Source organism: Alteromonas sp. G4i13, assembly GCF_054960505.1.
This window is the reverse complement of record NZ_JBHNYX010000022.1, coordinates 38,572-59,022: the sequence shown is the minus strand read 5'-3', so window position 1 is coordinate 59,022 and position 20,451 is coordinate 38,572. Positions and strand designations below refer to the sequence as shown.

Annotated in this window: 20 protein-coding genes and 1 pseudogene; 7 read left to right on the top strand and 14 right to left on the bottom strand. The window is 45.6% G+C overall.

Going from position 1 to position 20,451, the window contains the following annotated elements:
- Window positions 1-6 precede the first annotated feature (6 nt).
- The 3 genes and pseudogenes from ACFI6J_RS12370 to ACFI6J_RS12360 form a co-directional block, all read left to right on the top strand.
- Window positions 7-1,167: pseudogene (locus tag ACFI6J_RS12370) on the top strand (ABCB family ABC transporter ATP-binding protein/permease); the annotation flags it as partial.
- Entirely contained in the window at window positions 1,168-1,383 is a 216-nt protein-coding gene (locus tag ACFI6J_RS12365) for a DUF3820 family protein (protein ID WP_014948919.1), read from the top strand. It abuts the pseudogene before it with no gap.
- Window positions 1,384-1,448: 65 nt separating this feature from the next.
- Window positions 1,449-1,772 carry a hypothetical protein gene (locus ACFI6J_RS12360; RefSeq protein ID WP_156078141.1) on the top strand — a complete coding sequence of 108 codons (324 nt, stop codon included), beginning with the start codon at window positions 1,449-1,451 and terminating at the stop codon, window positions 1,770-1,772.
- Here the strand turns inward: ACFI6J_RS12360 and ACFI6J_RS12355 are convergent.
- The 8 genes from ACFI6J_RS12355 to ACFI6J_RS12320 all read right to left on the bottom strand — a co-directional run bounded on the left by ACFI6J_RS12355 (window position 1,769) and on the right by ACFI6J_RS12320 (window position 9,600).
- Complete coding sequence (locus ACFI6J_RS12355) at window positions 1,769-3,133, bottom strand: TrkH family potassium uptake protein (protein WP_156078140.1); 1,365 nt, start codon at window positions 3,131-3,133, stop codon at window positions 1,769-1,771. The two genes, ACFI6J_RS12360 and ACFI6J_RS12355, sit on opposite strands and share 4 nt — an antisense overlap.
- Window positions 3,130-3,786: a potassium channel family protein gene (locus tag ACFI6J_RS12350; protein WP_014948916.1), complete on the bottom strand. Its 657-nt coding sequence runs from the start codon at window positions 3,784-3,786 to the stop codon at window positions 3,130-3,132. The genes ACFI6J_RS12355 and ACFI6J_RS12350 overlap by 4 nt, the downstream gene beginning before the upstream one ends.
- Complete coding sequence (locus tag ACFI6J_RS12345; protein WP_075176251.1) at window positions 3,786-4,481, bottom strand: response regulator transcription factor; 696 nt, start codon at window positions 4,479-4,481, stop codon at window positions 3,786-3,788. The genes ACFI6J_RS12350 and ACFI6J_RS12345 overlap by 1 nt, the downstream gene beginning before the upstream one ends.
- Window positions 4,482-4,485: 4 nt before the next feature.
- Window positions 4,486-5,484 (bottom strand): sensor histidine kinase, encoded by a 999-nt coding sequence (locus tag ACFI6J_RS12340; RefSeq protein WP_156078139.1) that lies wholly within the window; start codon window positions 5,482-5,484, stop codon window positions 4,486-4,488.
- Between the two features lie 131 nt (window positions 5,485-5,615).
- Window positions 5,616-6,959, bottom strand: a complete 1,344-nt coding sequence (locus ACFI6J_RS12335) for a class II 3-deoxy-7-phosphoheptulonate synthase (RefSeq protein WP_014978802.1) — start codon at window positions 6,957-6,959, stop codon at window positions 5,616-5,618.
- A gap of 178 nt (window positions 6,960-7,137) precedes the next feature.
- Window positions 7,138-8,073 (bottom strand): ABC transporter ATP-binding protein, encoded by a 936-nt coding sequence (locus ACFI6J_RS12330; protein ID WP_239220153.1) that lies wholly within the window; start codon window positions 8,071-8,073, stop codon window positions 7,138-7,140.
- 15 nt (window positions 8,074-8,088) lie between these two features.
- Window positions 8,089-9,066: a FecCD family ABC transporter permease gene (locus tag ACFI6J_RS12325; protein WP_061094643.1), complete on the bottom strand. Its 978-nt coding sequence runs from the start codon at window positions 9,064-9,066 to the stop codon at window positions 8,089-8,091.
- A gap of 57 nt (window positions 9,067-9,123) precedes the next feature.
- A complete protein-coding gene (locus ACFI6J_RS12320) occupies window positions 9,124-9,600 on the bottom strand; it encodes a low molecular weight protein-tyrosine-phosphatase (protein ID WP_239220152.1) in 477 nt (158 codons plus the stop codon).
- Between the two features lie 93 nt (window positions 9,601-9,693).
- Between ACFI6J_RS12320 and pepE the strand changes: the two genes are divergently transcribed.
- Complete coding sequence (gene pepE / locus ACFI6J_RS12315; protein ID WP_239220151.1) at window positions 9,694-10,416, top strand: dipeptidase PepE; 723 nt, start codon at window positions 9,694-9,696, stop codon at window positions 10,414-10,416.
- Here pepE and bioD read toward each other — a convergent pair.
- Genes bioD through bioB form a run of 4 tightly spaced genes read right to left on the bottom strand, consistent with a single transcriptional unit; the run spans window position 10,387 to window position 14,724 of the window.
- A complete protein-coding gene (bioD, locus tag ACFI6J_RS12310) occupies window positions 10,387-11,157 on the bottom strand; it encodes a dethiobiotin synthase (RefSeq protein WP_131136982.1) in 771 nt (256 codons plus the stop codon). The two genes, pepE and bioD, sit on opposite strands and share 30 nt — an antisense overlap.
- Window positions 11,154-12,236, bottom strand: coding sequence for a methyltransferase domain-containing protein (locus tag ACFI6J_RS12305; RefSeq protein WP_283626366.1), 1,083 nt, complete (start codon window positions 12,234-12,236; stop codon window positions 11,154-11,156). The genes bioD and ACFI6J_RS12305 overlap by 4 nt, the downstream gene beginning before the upstream one ends.
- A gap of 2 nt (window positions 12,237-12,238) precedes the next feature.
- A complete protein-coding gene (locus ACFI6J_RS12300) occupies window positions 12,239-13,600 on the bottom strand; it encodes an aminotransferase class I/II-fold pyridoxal phosphate-dependent enzyme (RefSeq protein WP_348670581.1) in 1,362 nt (453 codons plus the stop codon).
- Window positions 13,600-14,724 (bottom strand): biotin synthase BioB, encoded by a 1,125-nt coding sequence (bioB, locus tag ACFI6J_RS12295; RefSeq protein WP_061485293.1) that lies wholly within the window; start codon window positions 14,722-14,724, stop codon window positions 13,600-13,602. The genes ACFI6J_RS12300 and bioB overlap by 1 nt, the downstream gene beginning before the upstream one ends.
- 98 nt (window positions 14,725-14,822) lie before the next feature.
- Between bioB and bioA the strand changes: the two genes are divergently transcribed.
- The 3 genes from bioA (at window position 14,823) to ACFI6J_RS12280 (ending at window position 17,535) form a co-directional block, all read left to right on the top strand.
- Entirely contained in the window at window positions 14,823-16,088 is a 1,266-nt protein-coding gene (gene bioA / locus ACFI6J_RS12290; RefSeq protein WP_462586174.1) for an adenosylmethionine--8-amino-7-oxononanoate transaminase, read from the top strand.
- A 172-nt stretch (window positions 16,089-16,260) separates the two neighbouring features.
- On the top strand, window positions 16,261-16,782 hold the full coding sequence (locus ACFI6J_RS12285; RefSeq protein ID WP_014948903.1) for a DUF2937 family protein: 522 nt from the start codon (window positions 16,261-16,263) through the stop codon (window positions 16,780-16,782).
- Between the two features lie 471 nt (window positions 16,783-17,253).
- A complete protein-coding gene (locus ACFI6J_RS12280; protein ID WP_039233500.1) occupies window positions 17,254-17,535 on the top strand; it encodes a hypothetical protein in 282 nt (93 codons plus the stop codon).
- Between the two features lie 125 nt (window positions 17,536-17,660).
- Here ACFI6J_RS12280 and ACFI6J_RS12275 read toward each other — a convergent pair whose 3' ends face one another.
- Complete coding sequence (locus ACFI6J_RS12275; protein ID WP_462586173.1) at window positions 17,661-18,935, bottom strand: GNAT family N-acetyltransferase/peptidase C39 family protein; 1,275 nt, start codon at window positions 18,933-18,935, stop codon at window positions 17,661-17,663.
- A complete protein-coding gene (locus tag ACFI6J_RS12270) occupies window positions 18,932-20,419 on the bottom strand; it encodes a RimK family protein (RefSeq protein WP_014976055.1) in 1,488 nt (495 codons plus the stop codon). Before ACFI6J_RS12270 ends, ACFI6J_RS12275 begins: the two co-directional genes overlap by 4 nt.
- Window positions 20,420-20,451: the final 32 nt, after the last annotated feature.

The window sequence follows — 20,451 nt, the reverse complement described above, 5'->3', positions numbered from 1 at the left end:
CAAGTGTTATCCCAATATTACATTTTTAAATATTTTAACAACGAATCCTTTGAAGCCAATCGCTACGACACGGATTTAGCTGCATGGGAAAAGGCACGAAGAAAAAACCGCTTGTCGCTATTTGCATTGAATGGCGGTCAAGCTGCCATTATCGCTATCGCCATGACATCTATGATGGCAAACGCCGCCTTTGGCGTCATGAATGGCGAAATGACCATAGGTGACTTTGTATTGATAAACGCCTTCACCATGCAAATTTTTATGCCCTTAAATTTCTTGGGGTTTGTGTACCGTGAAATTCGAGGGAGCCTTGCGAATATCGATAAGTTGTTTGACCTTCTCGCCCAAACGCCGGCCATAAAAGATGCCCACGACGCTACAGAATTAACCTGTGCGAACCCTGCACTGCGATTTAACAATGTGCATTTTGCATACACTGAGAATCGACAAATACTTAACGGCTTAAGCTTTGATGTACCGCCAGGCTCAAAAGTAGCGGTAGTGGGTGAAAGCGGCGCAGGAAAATCAACGCTGATGAAACTACTCTTTCGGTTTTATGAGCCTCAACAGGGCGACATCACGATAAATGGAAAAGACATCGCATCGGTTACGCAACAAAGTCTGCGTTCACATATCGGCATTGTCCCTCAGGATACGGTGCTGTTTAACACTACCTTGCTAGAGAATATTCGCTACGGTAACCCTGACGCCAGCGATGAAGACATTAAGCAAGTTATCAAACTCGCGCATCTTGAAGCATTTGTAGAAAGCCTACCTGAAAAGCTAGACACAACGGTAGGTGAGCGAGGCCTAAAACTTTCTGGTGGCGAAAAGCAGCGCGTTTCTATCGCAAGGGCCTTACTTAAAGGCGCGCCAATCATGATTTTTGATGAAGCCACCAGCTCGTTAGACAGCACGTCAGAACGTGCGATATTAGCGGCCCTTCGCGACGCTGCTAAAGGACACACCAGCTTAGTCATCGCCCATAGACTGTCCACAATTGTTGATGCCGACAAGATCCTTGTACTTAAAAACGGTACCATTGTAGAGGAAGGGACACACACTTATTTGCTTGAGCAAGGTGGTGAATACGCAGCACTATGGCAAGCACAACAACGTGAAGATGAAGACCTCAACGAAAATCCCAAGACAAAAGGTAATCAGTAAATGGACCCAACGCTTATTAAAGCCGCTATTAACCAAGTGATGCCCTTTGGCAAATACGCTGGAAGACGCCTATTTCATTTACCTGAACCCTATTTGGTCTGGTTTCACAAGCAAGGCTTTCCAGAAAACAAGCTTGGTGAACAGCTCGCTTTAATGTATGAAATTAAGCTAAACGGCTTAGAGTCTGTTGTAGAACCGCTATTAAATGACGACTAGCAATCACACGGGGACTCAGCGTCCCCTAATGGCAAAATGAGTAAACTCTAACCACACTAAGATTTATGTTAGCAAGACCCAGAAAGCAACGTCAAAGTGACGTAAACGAACGTATCAAAAAAATACATAATGCCATTGCCGACAAACTGATGTTGCAACCAGAGCTATTCGAAGAAGTCGAAAAAACATTAGAAACCCGTTATCACAACAAAATGATGCGCTATGGAAGCTACCTTCTTTGGAAAGGAATAATTGAGGCTCGCCATCAACCAGACGTATTTAAGGCGCTTCTTTTGGCTGACGACGAGCGTACAGCCAACTTAAGAAGAGAAACCATCTTCGTCGGTATTTTAAGTGAAGATGAACGAGCCGCTATTTTTGCAGGTTAACCAATTGCTAGTTTAGCTTCTGGGTATTTAATGCGGCTTATTCGAGGGCTGGCAATAAAATAAGCCAATGTCAAAGGCCCTAATCTACCCGCGTACATCAGTAAGATAATGATCCACTCACCACTGTTTGACAGTTCGCCAGTTAACCCTCTGGAAAGACCCACGGTCCCAAGAGCAGAAACCGCTTCGAACACGATATCCAAAAAGTCAGCTTTTTCTGACATTAATAAAAGAAAAATAGCTATCCACGTAATACCTATGGAAATCATCGTAAGCGCTAGCGCTTTGCTGATAGTGTCATTTGAAATTGTTCTGCCAAAGAGTCGTGGTGCAGCTCCCCGCTGAATATAGTTGTATGCGGCAATGATCAAAACGATGAAAGTCATCAGTTTTATACCGCTTGCGGTACTCATTGAGCCCCCGCCGATAAACATTAACAACAACATTAATGCTGTCGTTGGATCTTCTAACGATGCTATATCCAGCGTATTAAAGCCGGCTGTTCTTGGAGTAACGGCTTGAAACCATGATGCCCATAATGCGCTTTGAGTATCGAGGTTCGCCAAGGTTGCAGGATTATCACTTTCAATAACAAAGATAAGCAAAAAGGCGGTTACATTGACAATTAGCGTACCCAATATCATTGTCTTGGCATACACAGAGATGCGTTGCCATCTGCGCTTTTTATGAAGCTCTATCCAAACGGAAAACCCGAGACCACCAATAATAAATAATGCAGAAATAGTGATGTTGATAATCGGGTCTCCCACATAGGCGGAAAGACTATCCCCACTAAGTGCAAATCCTGCGTTGTTGAACGCAGAGATGGTGTAAAAAAACGCGTGAAATAACGCTTCACTTACTCCTTTTTCCTGCATCCAGTAGGCCGACAGAATACAAAAACCCACTAACTCAACGAAGAAGGCAAAAATCAGTACCGACTTTGCTGTAGACACAAGCGTTGATAAATCTGTTTGATTAAACGCCTCCTTCACTGCCGATTGCTGCAAGAAACTGATTTTACTTCCTAAGGCAATGAGCGTGACGATGGCAAACGTCATCAGCCCTAGGCCCCCCAGCTGAATTAAAACCGCAATCACCGCTTGTCCAGCAGTTGTAAAAACAGATCCGGTATCGACTACCACAAGACCCGTTACTGTCACCGCCGATGTGGAAGTAAATAGGCTTTGGATCCACGAGATGGGCTCATGAGTCATCATTGGTAATTTTAGGATAACGGTGCCTAAGAAAATCACCGCCACAAAGCTTAGAGAGAGAATAAGAGGCGGCCCTACCTGAATTTTATTAATACCTTTAGGCGAGCGCTCTATCGGTCTGTAGCTAGGATCCCATCTGTTCATTGTGCTAGCCTAGGCGCTATTTTAACAAGGTTCTCTCTATGGCCGCAGAGGATAACGGTATCTTTCGAAGTAACTTCAAAGTCTAACGATGGATTATGATGTAGCTGGTGACCTCGCTTAACTAACAAACAAGAGACTTGCCCCTTACCGACGGACAGCACGTCTTTTAAGCGCTGTGAAGAAAAGTGATCAGACAAAATGACATCAACGATATAAACGCCGTGCCCTATACCCAAGTAGTCATTCACCATTGGGTAGTTAAGCGCTTGCGCCACCCTTGCTCCCATCTCTTCTTCAGGATGAATAATTTTCGACACACCCAGCTTGGATAAAATAGCGTGGTGAGCAGAGCTATTAGCTTTCACCCAAATATTGGCTACGCCCAAGTTTTTTAGTGCCAACGTACACAGTAAGCTAGCTTGCATATCCTCGCCAATAGCAACAAGCACGGCTTCGCTCTGACACAAGTTTAATTCCTTGAGTGCACGCTCATCACTGGCATCACACACAACGCACTGTGTAAACTCACCTGCATACTGTTCAACCAGCTTTTCACTTTGGTCAATTCCTGTAACGGTGTGTCCCATATGAATTAACTCTAAACTGGCCGTTAAGCCAAACTTGCCAAGCCCAATTACACTAAAGTGCGACATTAATTAGCCTCCGGTTTATCAACCGCTATTCGGTAGCCTTGTTTAGGCATTGTCTCTATTAAATCTTTCTCGAACGGATCTATCTTCTTTCTTAGCTGTCTTACAAGAACGCGGATGTAGTGGGTATCTTCACTGTGATGCAGACCCCATATTCTTCTTAACAATTCTTGCTGACTAACAAACGCCCCAGGCTGTTTTGTAAGCTCGTCAAGAAGCTGAACTTCTTTTGGGGCGAGCGCGATAACTTCGCCTTCAACGAGCAGCCGTCGCTCGGTAATATCCAATGCTATCTTGCCAATCTGTCGTGTGGGCGTTGTGGGCTCAACCACAGGATTGAAGTCTCTAAGCAGTACTTTCACCCGGGTGACAAGCTCTCTGATCCCAAAAGGCTTGCTAACATAATCATTGGCCCCCCGGGACAACAGGTCGACCTTGTCTAACTCCTGATCTCTTGCAGACAACACGAGCACTGGCAGGCGACTAGATTCTCTTATGCGTTTAAGTACTTCACTCCCCTCACCATCAGGTAACCCTAAATCGAGTATGACAAGGTCAGGACGGTGCTGATTAAACAATGACAAAGCTTCTCGAACCGAAGCAGCTTCAACACAAAGGTAGCCTTCTGCACCTAGCGCAATGCTCAGCATCTGACGAATATTCGCATCATCTTCAACAAGTAGAATGGTGTGGCTCATTGCGCTAATCCCTTTTTGGAATTGTAATACTGACGAGAAGGCCTGGTGTGGTATTCGACAGCTTGATAGCACCACTATGGGCGTGAACTATGCCTGCTGCTACGCTTAGTCCTAAGCCAATGCCGCCTTTTCCACTATCGCTGCGACGACTGGTTTGAAAAAGCTGTATTGGCGCTTGTAGCTGTTCATCGCTGATCCCTTCGCCTTTATCGGCTATTTGAAACTTAAACTCTCCATCAGAGTGGCTAACCATCAGCAATACACTGTCATCGCTGAATTTAAGGGCATTATCAATTACGTTAAATAAAGCTTGTTCAAACAGTGATTCAGACACAGTTATACCGCGACTGTCACTGTTGTTGATCACTTTTAGTCGACCACTGTTAATACGACTTTCAAGGTTAGCTAAAAAGGCAGTCAGGTTTACATGGGTTAAATTTAGCGCTAACGCGTTATGCTCAATTCGTGTGGCTTGAAGCAGGTTCTCAACGTAAACATAAAGGCGTTTACCTTCATCGTGAACCCCTTTTAACAGTGCCTGTCTCTCAATGTCATCAAGCTTGTCTTGATATGTCATATAGGTTTCAACAGAACCGATAATGGTAGAGAGCGGCGTACGCAAATCGTGGGACACAGATCGAAGGACACTAGATTGTGTTTTAACAACCTGTAGTGCATGTTGTTGAGAATTGACGTAGACAGCAAGCTCGCTAATGAGGATGGCTACAATGATGAAAACGACAAAATTTATGCTGTCTTCAACTTCTGCAATTTGAAATGAGTGCAAAGGCTCGGTGAAAAAATAATTAAAGCTCAGTGCTCCGGCTACCCCTGCAAGCAAGCCGTAAAACCTTGAGGTCGTTAACGCCACAATGGCACACGCGAGCTGTAGAATGAGCAGAATACCGCCAAGCGGCAGTAACCAGTTACTAAGTGCTAAACACCCTAAAATAGCCACAGCCATAATAAAGAGTGTATAGAAACCGTGTTTAAATTGGGTCATAGGTCAATCGTGTTTACTTCAACACAATGAGCATATCAACCTAACCTCAAATATACGCGTAAAATTTAGGTAAAAAAAACGGCATCTCAATGATGCCGTTTCTTCAACTTGCCAATGCGATGTTGGTCACTTTAAGCATTACGCAAATGATCAGCCACCAAGAATGCCATTTCAAGTACTTGGTCTGCATTTAAGCGCGGGTCGCATTGCGTTTTGTAGGCTTGCGCTAAGTCTTCATCGCTAATTTCATAAGCACCGCCTGTACACTCCGTTACGTGCTGACCGGTCATTTCAAGGTGAATACCACCTGCGTGAGTACCTTCTGCTTCGTGAGCTTGGAAGAACTGCTTAATTTCTTTCAAAATTGCATCGAAGTTACGGGTTTTATAGCCGCTCGATGCCGAGAACGTATTGCCGTGCATCGGGTCAGAACTCCACACAACGTGTCTGCCTTCAGCTTTCACTTTACGCAATAAGCGTGGCAAATTGTCGGCTAAATTATCGGCGCCCATACGCGTAATTAGCGTTAAACGACCTGGATCGTTTAGCGGGTTAAGCGCATCAATCAAACGAATAAGCTCGTCTTCTTGCATGCTTGGCCCCACTTTCACACCAATTGGGTTGTGAATGCCACGGAAAAACTCAACGTGCGCATGGTCAAGTTGACGGGTACGCTCGCCAATCCACACCATGTGAGCCGAACAATCGTAAGGCTTACCGGTAAGGGTATCGATGCGTGTTAGCGCCTGCTCATAGTTCAACAGCAATGCTTCATGCGACGTGAACAGTGAAGTCTCGTGCAGCGTAGAACTGGTTTGTGCGTTAATACCAATAACATCCATAAACTCAAGGGTGTCTTGAATACGGTTGGCCATATCAGAATAACGCTCTTTAAGCGGATTGTTTTCAACGAACGCCATGTTCCAGCGGTTAACTTCATGAAGGTCGGCCAAACCACCTTGTGCGAACGCGCGAAGTAAATTCAGGGTTGACGCACTGCGATGGTAGGCTTCCAACAAACGGTCAGGATCTGGTCGACGGGCCGCTTCGGTAAATTCGAAGTTGTTGATGATATCACCACGATAGCTTGGCAAGGTCACGCCATCGCGGGTTTCGAAATCTGATGAGCGCGGCTTGGCGTACTGGCCTGCCATACGGGCAACCTTAGTTACCGGACAACGACCAGCAAAGGTAAGCACAATGGCCATTTGAAGAATAACTTTAAAGGTATCGCGAATTTTAGGCGCATTAAATTCGTCAAACGACTCAGCACAGTCGCCGCCTTGTAAAAGAAAGCCTTTACCCAAGCTGACTTCACCTAGCTGGCGTCTAAGCTCACGGGCTTCAGCAGCAAATACAAGCGGTGGATAAGAACTTAATGTTTGCTCTACTTCTTTTAAACGTACTTTGTCGTCGTACTCTGGTTGCTGAAGAATAGGTTTATTTCTCCAACTGTCTACTTGCCAATTACTCAACGGTGTTCTCCTGAATAAAAAACGTAGGGCAAACGTTTTACTGAAAATATTTATTGAAGCTAGATGCTTCGAATAAAAAGACTGTAACGCGCTTAACAGTGCGTCTGTAGCGCTTTTTTCTAATCAGCCTAATGTGAAAATGTGAATCTAAAAAAATGCTGGGGGCACTTTACCACATTTATTCTAGGGAAATAGGTGCGCAAACTTGAATTTCTAGAAAGTTATCGTGCTTGCTTATAGCAAAATGGCATTCAAACACACTTTCTAAGTTTGTTTGCGTGGCCACCTCTTGTGGCTTACCGAACGCTACCATGCGACCTTTTTGCATAAGCCATAAACTATCGCAATAGTTGGCACTAAGCGCGATATCGTGAGACGTCATAAGTAGGGTATTCCCTTTATCGCAAAGGAATTTTACCAAACTAGCCAGTGCATATTGATGCCTTATATCAAGTCCTTGCAATGGCTCGTCTAAAAGCACTACCCCCTCTCCGCGCTCTAGCTGCGGCCAAATTTGCAAAAGCGAACGACAAATCTCAACTCGCTGACGCTCGCCGCCAGAAAGCTGGGTGACAATTTGGTTCAAGAAACCCGATATTTCGAGTGCTTTTTCTAAAACCGGAGGAATTAGTTCATCTTGCTGTGCTGTTGCATAAAAGCTTAGGTATTCTTTTACCGACAAGTGAAAACCACTTTCGCTTTGTTGCGCTAATAAGGTGCGCACACTCGCAAGTGTTGCCAGCGACCAATCGTTCATTGGTTTGCCTAGCAGCATGACGGTGCCCTCATCAGCGTCAATAAGGCCCGCAAGAATAAGCAACAGTGTTGATTTCCCTGCCCCATTTGGTCCTATAATGTGAACGCACTCGCCTTTTTTTGCACGTAAACCTTCCACCGAAAGTCGCGATGCCACTTTTACATTCTGTAAGCTTAAAACGGTACGACTATCTGCTAGGTTATGGCTATTCGCTGGGCTATTGCAATCAGCAACGTCATCTTTAACGCTAACGTTTTCCTTAGGGTTAGTAATTATGGTGTCTTGCTCACTAGCATTTATTCGTTCATTGCTGCCAGAATCAGGGCGTTGCTGGGGTCTAAAATTGTTTGTCGTCATTTCATTTCCCCTCCACTACCCTTTTATTTGACCTTTAGCTAATGCCCAAATTAATAATGGACCGCCTAACGTAGCTGTTACCATAGACACCGGAAGCGTAATGGCACGGGTCATTTCAGAGCTTAACGCAACCAGCATCAGCAGACTTGCACCACTTAATGCACTTAACGGCAACAAATAGCGATTATTATGCCCGATGATCAAACGTAAGATATGCGGTACTAATAAGCCAACAAAAGCAATAGAGCCTGCCATAGACACCGCAGTGCCTACAGCAATAGCGCAGACAATGAGTGCGCGCTCAGTGAGTTTCTCCACATCCACACCACTGCTTTTTGCTGCAAGTTCACCAGCATAGAGCTTGTTTAAATCGCCGGCGAAATAAAGCTGTAATGCGACAGCAACAGCGATTAACGGGCCACCCACTGACAAAATTAACCAGTTAGTTTGGTACAAACTACCCATTAACCAGAAAGTAAGATTGCGCAGGGCATTAGCGTCGCTGAACATGTAAAGCCAAGCGATAATAGCGCCGCTAAGAGTAGAGATGGCAATACCCGCTAGAATAACAGCCGTAGAGGAGCCCAACAGTTTTCTTGCTAAGCGGTAGATAATAAATGTAGATAACAACGCACCAATAAAACATCCCAAAGGCAGCAAATAGTGTAGGTACGCTGTAGCCCATTGTGGGGTTAGCAGTAGCAAAAGCGCAGCAACCAAGCTTGCGCCACTCGTAATGCCAATAATTCCCGGATCTGCCAGGGGATTTCGCAGTACTACTTGCAAGGTAGCGCCACTTGTAGACAGTGCCGCCCCTACTAAACACGCAGTGAGAATAAGCGGTATTTGAAGCTGAACAATAATATGCTGTTTTAGTTCAGCCGCCGTATCAGACAGCCCTGTCACGCCAACAATCCCTACCACACCTATGACGAGTGACAAAAGTACTGTTATTACAACCAAAGTGACGGCGGTGCGTTTAGTTCCTGTCATTGTCAATACGGGTTCTCAACGTGGGCTTTCGAGATGGTTTATCAATATGATTTGCGTTTATTGTTGTTGGGTTTGTTTAATATGCGCAATCAAACCGTCCGACGCTTCTTCGATAAGATCCAACACCAGCTCAAAGCCGCGCTTGCCGCCATAATATGGATCAGGTACTTCTTTATCGTCTGCATTTGCAAAATCAAGAAACAGCTTAATTTTATCGTGGTACTGGCTAGGCGACATACCGTGCAAATTAGCAAGGTTGCTGTTATCCATGGCAAGAATGAAATCAAATCGCTCAAAGTCGTTTTCATCCACACGTCGGCATTTTAGCCCTTTGAAACTGTAGCCTCGTTCTACGCCTGCGGCTTGCGAACGCTTATCGGGCGGGTTACCAATGTGATAGCCGTGGGTTCCCGCTGAGTCAATTTCAATATTTAATCCGGCTTGTGCAGCCTTGTGTTTGAACACGGCTTCTGCGGTTGGAGAACGACAAATATTACCCAAACACACGAACAACACCGATGTAGATTGTTTCATTCAAAATCCTATTTCAACGCAGTGACGGAGCGCGACTAAACTTTATGCCTAGTTTCACGTATGATACGCCGTCAGAAAAATTGTGGAGTTAGTATGACCGCACATGTACTTATGCTAAGTAGCTCGCGTCAAGGCGACGAGGCTTACTTAGAGCACGCTAGAGCGCTTATTTTTGCACACTTAGGCGAAATTCGCGACCTTCTATTTGTTCCTTATGCCGCCGTCACTCAAACGTACGATAGCTATGTAGACGCCGTTGCTACCGCCCTGCCAGAGTGCAAGGTTACTGGGCTACATTCCGTTGAAGATCCGGTTGCCGCGGTAAATAACGCAAAGAAAAACGGCCAAGCCATTGTTGTAGGCGGTGGAAACACCTTTCACCTGCTTTCTACCCTTTATGCAAACGCGCTTATTGTGCCAATAAAGCACGCCATCGCCGATTGCACTCCTTATATTGGCTGGAGTGCAGGTTCGAATATTTGTGGTCAATCAATTAGAACCACTAACGACATGCCCATTATCGAGCCGCCGAGTTTTGATGCACTAGATATCGTGCCGTTTCAGTTAAACCCGCATTACACCGATTATCAGCCGCCGGGTCACAATGGCGAAACCCGCGACCAACGTTTGGCAGAGTTCACCACGCTTAATCCAACCACGCCAGTAGTTGCTATTCGCGAAGGCACAGCGCTGCGCCTTACTCATAATCAACTTACCCTAGTGGGTGAAAAAGACGGCTTTATCTTTCTAGGTGAAGAAAAAACGCCAATTCATTCAGGTGATGATTTAACTTATTTGCTTGATAGCGACGAATAACGCCTCATCGTTGGGCGCTACCTGGTAAGGAATTTCTGCCAGTAGCGGTTCGGGTAACATGGCTTTAAGAGAGTGCAGATTTTCTTGGTATCGCGTCATGTTACCCGTGATGTCGTTCGCAACCCATCCTTTAATGGTAAGTCCATCGGCGCGAATTGCTTCTGCGGTTAATAGCGCATGATTCAAGCAACCTAGTCGCATGCCTACAACTAAAATCACATCCATTTTGAGTGTTTTCACGACATCAGAAAGATAGTAAGTGGGCGTATACTCATCACCTACCGTTAGCGGTAAACGCCACCCACCTGCACCTTCCATTAACAAAAGATCTGGTTGATAGGCGTGCAGTTCGTCAAGCCCTTTTGCAATCTCGTCAAACGTTAACGCAACACCTTCTTCAAGGGCAGCAATATGTGGTGCAATAGCCGGCTTTAGTGCAATTGGGTTTATTTGATGCAAAGGAAGTGTCTGTCCACTTTCTTCGTTGTTTTCATTTACGCTTTTTAGCTCGTTATTGTCTGTAATTTTAATGGCTTTATTTGCGCGTATTTTGGAGCACGCTTTCTGAATATTTAGCGCATCTTCGTTAACCCACTCGCCGTTTATCTGTTCGCATCCGGCTGCAATAGGCTTGTAGCCGATGGCGCTTAACGAGGATTTTTGCGCAGCTTGTAGTAGTTGGCAGGTAACATAGGTTTTACCTACTTCGGTGTCGGTACCGGTAATGAAATACTGCTTCATCGTTTTTCCAATCTAAAATGACTCACGCGGTAGGTAAGCGGTAACTTACTTTCTACACCGCTCATATTGCTGTAAGCCATAGCTAATTTTTTAATATCTCGACGGGTGAGCGGCGATTGTTTTCGGCCGGTCTCACCTGCCCCCACCCCTTTCACAGAGCGCAATAGCGACATAATATCGCAGTGAGTATCGACATAGTCCTTAGTAATCACCCGTTGCAAAGAAAGGCCCGACTGCTTAAAGCCATTTACCCATTGTGAGGTTGTCGGCATATAGGTTTCGGCTTGCGGAAGCTGCGCTACTTTGCGCGCCGTTTTAAGTTCATTAAATGAACCCGCCACCATAATCGCCAGCTCGGCAATACCACTCTTTTCAAGCACTCGCGCTATCTCATTAGCGACAAGACGAGTATCGCTAACCCACTGAAGCGCCATAGATGAAAATACGGTTGAAAATTGGCTATCAGAGAAAGGCAAATCAACAGCACTACCTTCTACAAAAATGGGGTCGGAGTACATTTTTCTGGCCTGCGCCAACATGCCCTCGGCAATGTCTACGCCAGTTGCAGCTGCACCTTTACTTGCAAGCGTTTGGGTATGAATGCCAGTACCACAGCCAATATCAAGAGCCGTACCCTGAAGGTCTACAGGTAAGTTCGCTAATGCCTGCTTGGCAATAATGCGCTGAACACTCGCAATACTGTTGTACTGCACAGCCGCTTTTGAAAAACGATGTGCAACGTCCTGCTCGTTAATTACTGAAGTAGTATCATTGCGTTCAGCTTTTACAGAGCCTTTAGTTGTTATAGAGCCTTCAGCTGTAACATAGCCCTCAGTCTTAACGCTCTTCTCTGCACTCAAATGTGCCGCAGCTTTGAAGGAGCTATCTGAAGGGGAAGCAGTATTAACTGTGAGAGTCCCTTTAGCGTAGGTCGCTCTCTCAGATTCAAAAGATGTCTCGGACGAAAAAGCCCCGTTTGCCTTAAAAGCCGCCTGTGCCGCGTCGCACGCCAGCTTACCGTCGAAGAGACTTCTCGATTCTGCCGACATAGCAGCTTTTATAGCGGGACTTAATGACATCGTTACATCTCTTTTTTACTTACAGAGTCAGGAGTGCTCACAGCGCTGTCTGATTCTTTTTCTACTGCAGTCTCACTCAACGCCGAGTTATTAAGTGAAAGTTCTAGCGCATCAAGCAATACGTCAATATCTTGTGATGTATGATTTGACGTAAGCGTTATGCGCAGCCTGTCTTGGTTTTTCGGTACAGTAGGCTGCCTGATAGCCGTTGCCCAGATACCGCGCTGCTTTAGCCCCTCACTTAGTGCAACTGCACGTTCTGGGCTACCAACAATAATGGGCTGGATTGCGCTTTGCGACTGCCCCAAAGTGATTTCAATTGATGCATCGCCTTTCTCGCTTGTATTAAGTGTCTGTCCAAAGCGCTTTTGAAACGAGTCTCTGAAATAGGCGATATTGTTATGCAGCGTTTCGCGGCGGGCAGTATCACTGGCGATATGTGTAAGAGAGTACAACGTCGCGACCGCTTGTGCTGGTGGCATGGCAGTGGAATACACGTAGTGTTTAGAAAAATTCACCAGATAATCAATTAGGGTTTGGCTTCCCGCAATAAAGGCGCCGGCCGTGCCCACTGCTTTGCCAAATGTTCCCATAACAATAGGCGCTTGTTGCTGGTTTAAGTTTAGTGCTTCTGCTGTGCCGAAGCCGTTTTCACCCAATACACCCATACCGTGTGCATCGTCTAACATGAACCATGCATTATATTTAGCGGCCAGTTCAGCGATATCTTCACAAGGCGCTACGTCACCGTCCATACTAAACACACCTTCACTGGCAATCAGAGTGTCTTGCTGGTTTGCACCAGAATTACCAACCGCATCGGGCACCTGGCTTTGACAAACGCTCGATAGCAGGCTCTCTAAATGACTTAGATCGTTATGCTTGAAACGGCGAAGCTTGGCGCTATCAGATACACATTGCGCCCCCTCTAAAAACGAAGCGTGCATGAGCTTATCAGCAATTATGTGCCCTGCTCTTACGCTTTTATTAGAGTGAGACATGTGAGGAAAAAGTGCCATGCACAGTGCCTGATTGGCGGCAAAGCCAGAGTTAAACAACAGCGCAGCTTCTCGGTTTAACCCATCGGCAATGTAGGCTTCTAGCGCCAAGTGAGCCTGTGTGTGCCCAGTTACCAAAGGCGATGCACCGCTGCCACCACCAAACTGCGCTAGCCCCTCAACCCAACTTTGCAATACACCCTCATGCTGGCGCATGCCTAGGTAGTCATTGCTTGAAAAGTTAAGATAGTGCTCACCGTTAATACAAATAATGTTGTCTTTTTCGTATTGTTGGCAGTGGCGCTGGCGCAGCAAGCCTTGCTCGGCACGCGCGCTCAGCGAATCGTCTAACCAGTGAAAGGCCATTACGCCTCCGTTAAATGCTGTTTCTTTGGCGCTACCTTAGGCTTGGTTGCATCAATAAACAAGTCGTTACTGTCGTCGCCTTGCTCTTGTTGCTGGGCAATTTCTTCTTCTAACACTTGTTGATGTGCTTCGTCTGAGTAATCCCTTGTGCGCTCGGTGTTAATACCGAGCTTCTTGAACAGCATTACATCTTCATGGGTATCTGGATTTGATGTGGTTAACAGCTTGCAGCCATAGAAAATGGAATTCGCACCTGCCATAAAGCAAAGCGCCTGCATTTGTTCGTTCATTGCTTCGCGGCCTGCCGACAAGCGCACATGTGACTTAGGCATCATAATACGGGCAACGGCAATAGTGCGAATGAACTCAAAATAGTCCAAGTCTTCTACACTATCGAGTGGCGTACCTTTTACTTTAACCAACATGTTAATAGGTACACTTTGAGGCTGCTCAGGAAGGTTTGCTAATTGCACTAACATACTAGCCCGATCGCTCACCGTTTCTCCCATGCCCACAATTCCCCCAGAGCAAACGTTCATACCTGCCGCACGCACGTTCTCTAATGTATTCAGTCGGTCCTGATAAGTACGGGTCGTGATAATATCGCCGTAGTATTCCGGAGAGGTATCAAGGTTGTGATTATAATAATCAAGACCCGCTTGCTTTAAGGCCACAGCTTGTTCGCGGGTTAACATACCCAGCGTCATGCAGGTTTCTAAGCCTAAGCTTTTCACCTCTTCAACCATTTTTAAAATGTAAGGCATGTCTCTGTCGCGCGGGTTTCGCCAAGCAGCCCCCATACAAAAACGGGTTGAGCCTACTTGCTTTGCTTCTTTCGCACGCTGGATGACCTTTTCGATTTCTAGCAGGCGCTCTTTCTCAAGGCCCGTATCATAGCGGGCACTTTGTGGGCAGTACTTACAGTCTTCAGGGCAAGCACCGGTTTTAATCGACAAAAGCGTGCTGACCTGCACTTCATTCGGATTAAAATGCTGTCTATGCACTACTTGGGCATTAAACAGTAAATCGTTAAATGGCATCGCAAACAAAGCCTCAACTTCGGCTTTGGTCCAATCGTTTCGAATAGTTGTCGTTTGCGCAGAAGGCGCACTAGCCAGCGTCATTGACTGTCCTTTACTAATTATTATTGCTGGCTTAGTCTATGCCCCAATATCGAGTTGTCAACTCTGACCAATTTAAAACCCTTACTAATGGTTATTTTGTGAACAATATAGAATTTGATAAACAACACATTTGGCACCCCTATACCTCGGCGGTTAATCCCCTTCCCTGCTATGAAGTAGTTGGTGCAAAAGGCGCTGAACTTACCTTGGCCACAAGTGAAGTGCTAGTAGATGGCATGTCTAGCTGGTGGGCAGCTATTCACGGTTACAACCATCCTGTACTCAACGATGCTGCGCACAAGCAAATTGACGCATTTTCTCACGTTATGTTTGGCGGTATTACCCACCAGCCGGCGGTAGATTTGTGTAAATCGTTACTGAACATGGTGCCGGCAGGGTTAGAGCGTGTATTTTTAGCAGACTCTGGCTCAGTGTCTGTTGAAGTTGCGATAAAAATGGCGATTCAGTATTGGGCGTGTCAAGGGCGCTCAGAGAAGTCACGCATTGTCGCGCCGCGCAATGGCTACCATGGCGACACCTTTGCCGCAATGAGTGTGTGCGATCCCGTTAACGGCATGCATAGTTTATTTGAGGGTGTACTAAGCAAGCAGATTTTTGCGCCCGCTCCTCAAACTCGCTTTGGCCAAACGTTTAGCGAAGATGACATTCTTCCACTTGAAGAGATTTTTGAAAAGCATCACCACACGATGGCAGCCCTTATCCTAGAACCTGTTGTTCAAGGCGCGGGAGGCATGCGTATTTACCACCCCGAATACTTAAAGCGCTGCCGACAGCTTTGCGATACCTACGACGTACTTTTAATTTGCGATGAAATTGCTACTGGCTTCGGCCGTACAGGTAAGCTCTTCGCTTGCGAGCATGCAGGTATTTCGCCTGACATCATGTGTTTGGGTAAAGCGATTACGGGTGGTTATATGACACTGGCCGCGACCTTGTGTACCGAAGACGTAGCTTTAGGAGTTTGCCAAGGGGAGCCTGGCGTCTTTATGCACGGTCCAACCTACATGGGCAACCCGTTAGCCTGCGCGGTGGCCAATGCCAGTCTGTCGCTCATTAACGAAAATCATTGGCAGCAACAAGTTCCTGTCATTGAGAAACAATTACAAACCGAATTGGCAATATGTGCAGACTCGCCGCGAGTCGCTGACGTACGGGTGTTAGGTGCTATAGGGGTAGTCGAGACGGTAAATCCCGTCAATGTTGCCGAAATTCAACGCCATTTTGTGAAACATGGTGTGTGGATACGGCCATTCGGGAAACTGGTATACATTATGCCTCCTTACATTATATCTTCCGAGCAGTTAAGTAAGCTGACCCATGCGATTTACACCGCCTTGAAATAGTGTGTGAGATTGTTACGCTAACTATCTTCTTGGGTGAAATATGAGTTTTGAACCACCAGTTGACGTCAATTGGCCCGAGGGTTGATGTTAGTTTTGTTATAGAGTGAACATTCAACTTTAAAGCGGGTCACTAATTAGATCATTAATGCAGAGTGTTTATAGCGAGATTTGAATGATAGTACGTGTTTTAGATAAAGTTGTATTTGCAGTCTTGTTTATCATTACACTTCAAGTCCCCATCTTGGCGGATCATTATCGTCAATACCTCAATGGTTATTATGATGCACTGAGAGATGAAGTTTCTAGTTCGTCAGCGCTCGCCAAGCAGCATGGTTTTTCTTCGGTTGAAGCCATGCTTGAAAGCTTACAGAAAAACAGTGAGCCAGTTGTGCGAGAGAATGCCTCGATGAAAGCCACACGCTTCGCCCAGATCACCACTTTAGAGCAAGGCATGAGGAAGCTAGAGCACGGTCATTACTTCGAAAAGCTTGTGTTTATGGCCTCGCCTTCTCAATATGGTACGCTGAAGCGCGTGTTAGATAATTTCAGCCCCTCTGTCCCACTAACGCCTTCGTCAATTGTGTTCAGCCTTGTTACCGCTATCTTACTTAATCTGTTAATTTGGACGCCACACTTCTGCTATTGTCAGGTAAAGAAAATTAAAAATAAACCCAAGCGCTACGCTTATAAATAGCACTTGGGTTTATCTTGTTAATACGTGGTTTATTATTTTTTTAAAAAGCCACTTCTACCAGTCCCACTAAACCAACACATTAGATCTTAATGAGCAGCATGGCTCTGATATTTCATGGCCTGAGATTTCAAGGCGTCATGCAAGCCATGCACTAAAATCGCTCGGGCTTTTCTCTATCCGTTAGCCGGCTTCGCTATTTTTCCTTTTAGCTTTTCCTCGCTCTCTTTTCCTCGCTCTCTTTTCCTCGCTCTCTTTCTCGCTTTAGTGAGCCTCAACAGTTGCAATCCGCATTTAGGCACATTTGGCGTGTTCTAAGTCATCTACTAGTAAGAGTTGGCATCTTTGCTGCAACACTTATTATGAGTGTGTGTTGAGATGTTGCTGAATTTACACTACGTCTATCAAAGTAAACACTTAATGCCTTTGATAAACAGCAACTTAAGCACAAAAAGCTATACAGGAGATATTATTATGCCAACAGATGCACAATTATTAATCGGGAAAGTGTTGCAAATAAAAGACAAAATTATTGCAAAACGCCACTGTATTCCAAGTGACCTAAAAGCGGAATGGAACACGCTTAATGAGCAAACTGCGTGTTTTGAAAGTGAGGCGCTTTATAGAAGTGCTGTGAAAGGCCAAGAAATGAATAAGCACATTGATTATTCAGGTTCGGTGAAAGAGCTTTCTCAATTAGTAAAACAACTTAAAACGCTAAATAAAAAGGTTAACGTTACACGAGTTCATCACTAATACCTGCGATGACACGCCACGGTTATGGCTATTTTAAGTTTCGCTGAGTGGGTATTTATCTTTGCGGACTAATGGTATGAGGCCTCAAGCATTCTCCGTGCCTCAGGCCTAAGCAAAAATTCGTGTTACTTTTTCTTTTTAAGGAGTACCAATGTTCTTACTTTACGCGAGCCATAGCTGGCAAGCCTTAGAAAGTCTTCGCGGGCAACCGGAATGTGTTGATACTCGACAGGCTGCCCCTCACTCGCATCTGGATCGTGCAGATAATAGCAATGAGAATCGCAGCTAGTCACCGCAACCCAATGGGGAACCTTTTTCTTATCAAACGCGTATGTGCTGATTAAGCACAATACTGCCCCGCCAGCTTTAAGGGTTTGGTCGATAACATCAACTCGCCAGTCAGAGATTTCAACAGAAATGCCTTTTCTACGCGCCTCTGCCATAAACTGCGATTCAACATTTTCGACTATCGCTTTCTTGTTAGTATCTCTAACGCCATCAACAAAAAGCGGGACATCCTGATTGATGACCACTTTCGCTGCATAACCTTCGTTTACCGCGGCGAGCGCTAATCCCACCGGGTGGCAACCGCCATGACCTGACATCATAAATATCGTGGTAGCAGTACGCCACAACGATAGTTCTTTTTCTTGGGTCATCTCATAGCGATTGTTCAATGCACACATTGCCATCATTAATGCTGACGGACCGCAGGTAAAATCAGTCGTCTGTTGGTACCACGGATAAACCTCTGGCTTAACTGATTTACTCGGCACCAACACTTTTTGCATACGTAATGCGTCAGTGTGATCGTCGTAGTAATCGGTATACATACCAAACTGACTAAACCCTAATTTTTTATACAGAGCAATGGCGCCGGCATTACCTACTGCCACTTCTAGGCGCATAAATCGCTTTCCCCGCAAAAGCGCCCGCTCCCCCAAGCTATTTATGAGCTTTTCAGCAACGCCAAGCCCTCTCGTCTCAGGCAAGACTGCGATAGAATACAGTCTAGTGAGCTGCGTTCCACGACGCAGCAGCAACAGTCCATAGCCAACAATGCTATTTACACTCGGCTTATTTTTGTCGAGGTTAGAACTTGAAGTCGACGGCTCACGCTCGGCCACAATAAGCTCTGCGTGCTGTGCATCAATGTAAAATTTGAAACGGCTTTTACTTAGCCTGTCGGTGGTGAAACAAGTTTGCTCAATGTGCTGAAGCGAAGCAAGATCGTGTAATGTCGCAACGCGTAGCACTACACTCGACTGTGTAGAAGGCACACTGGCACCATTTGTCGATTTAGTATTAGATGCGCCCTCAGCTAGGCCATATGCACGATTTGCGCTTTCCTGTGGACTTGCATTATTCACTTCAATTACTCGCTCAGCCGATGTAATCATCGCCCTCTTTGCTCCAACCTGTCAGCAAATTCCTGCATAATTAATTCGTACAGTTCTTTGCCTAAATATTTGTCTTCAACACCCGAGTCGATACTTGGGTTATCGTTCACTTCAATAACATAAACTGCATTGCCAGTTTGCTTGATGTCTACACCATACAAGCCGTCACCCACCGCTTTAGCGGCCTTTATAGCTGCTTGTAACACCGGTTTAGGTACTTCAAATGTTGGCATTGTGGCAAATCCACCCGAAGAGAATCGGTCTCCCTGATGGTTGTATATCTGCCAATGGTTGCGCACCATAAAGTATTGGCAAGCGTAAATAGGTTTGCCACCTAATACACCAATTCGCCAGTCGAATTCAGTGAATATATATTCCTGAACCAAAACAAGCGCCGATTCAGCCAGCATTTGTTCTAAGCGCGTTTTTAACGCTTCTTTATTTTCAGCTTTATGCACGCCGCGGGAAAACGAGCTTTCTGGCAGTTTTAAAACAAGCGGCAAACCAAAGTCAGCTATGAGTTTTTCGCATACTTCATCAGTAGCGCTCGATACAAACGTCGCTTTCGGCGCTGGCACTTTCTGATAAGCAAACGCATCTTGCAAGTACACTTTGTTACAGCAGCGCAGAATTGACTGCGTATCGTCCATAACCACAATGCCTTCTCGCTCTGCGGCACGCGCTAAACGGTAAGTATGATGGTCAATCGCCGTCGTTTCACGAATGAACAATGCATCATAGTGACCCAATTCTTCTTGCGACAGGCGACTCACCACATCTGCGCGAAAGCCCACTTTTTCAGCTGCTTTAACAAAGTTTTTAATGGCGCGTTCGTCACTAGGCGGCGTGCTCTCTTCAGGGTTAACCAAAATGGCCATATCCCAACGAGTACGTTTGCTCGTTTTACCGGCTTTCCACTGTATTTTGGTATGTGCTTCTAATTGCTCAATGAAACGCGCTTGTTGCTTGGCGTTTAAGTCCTTAAACGCTTTTGCCTGTACGCTTGCAAAGCCTTCAATTTGTACTTTACCCGTGGCTTTAGGCGACACTTTCGTATCGGTAACTGTTGGGCTTAACACCAAAACAGGGTACGGGTATTTTTCAAACGCTTGGCGCGCCAAACGCTTAAAGCGCTGATCTTTCACTTCGCCGAAAAGTACTAATATAGGCTCGTCAGTAATTTCCGTATTGTCTTGAGATACCGATAAAGAGAAGACGATGCGATCGATACTTTTCTCTTCCGCCATGCGTAAATCGTTAATGGTATTTACAGAAGGCAATACAGAGTGATTACGTGCCTGAGCCAAAAGTGAACAATAGTACCCTTCGCTTAAGTAACGCGTGGTATCACAAATATTGATAACGCGTGTTTTGGGCTCGTTCAACTTTGGAAATTCAGCAAGATAATCTTGAAAAGTCAGCACGGTTAAAGCTGTGTTACAAAAAGGAGTAACATCATCAGTAACAATCAGTGTATTGTGCATGTAATTCGCTTCTAAATAGTGTGTTGTCAGTT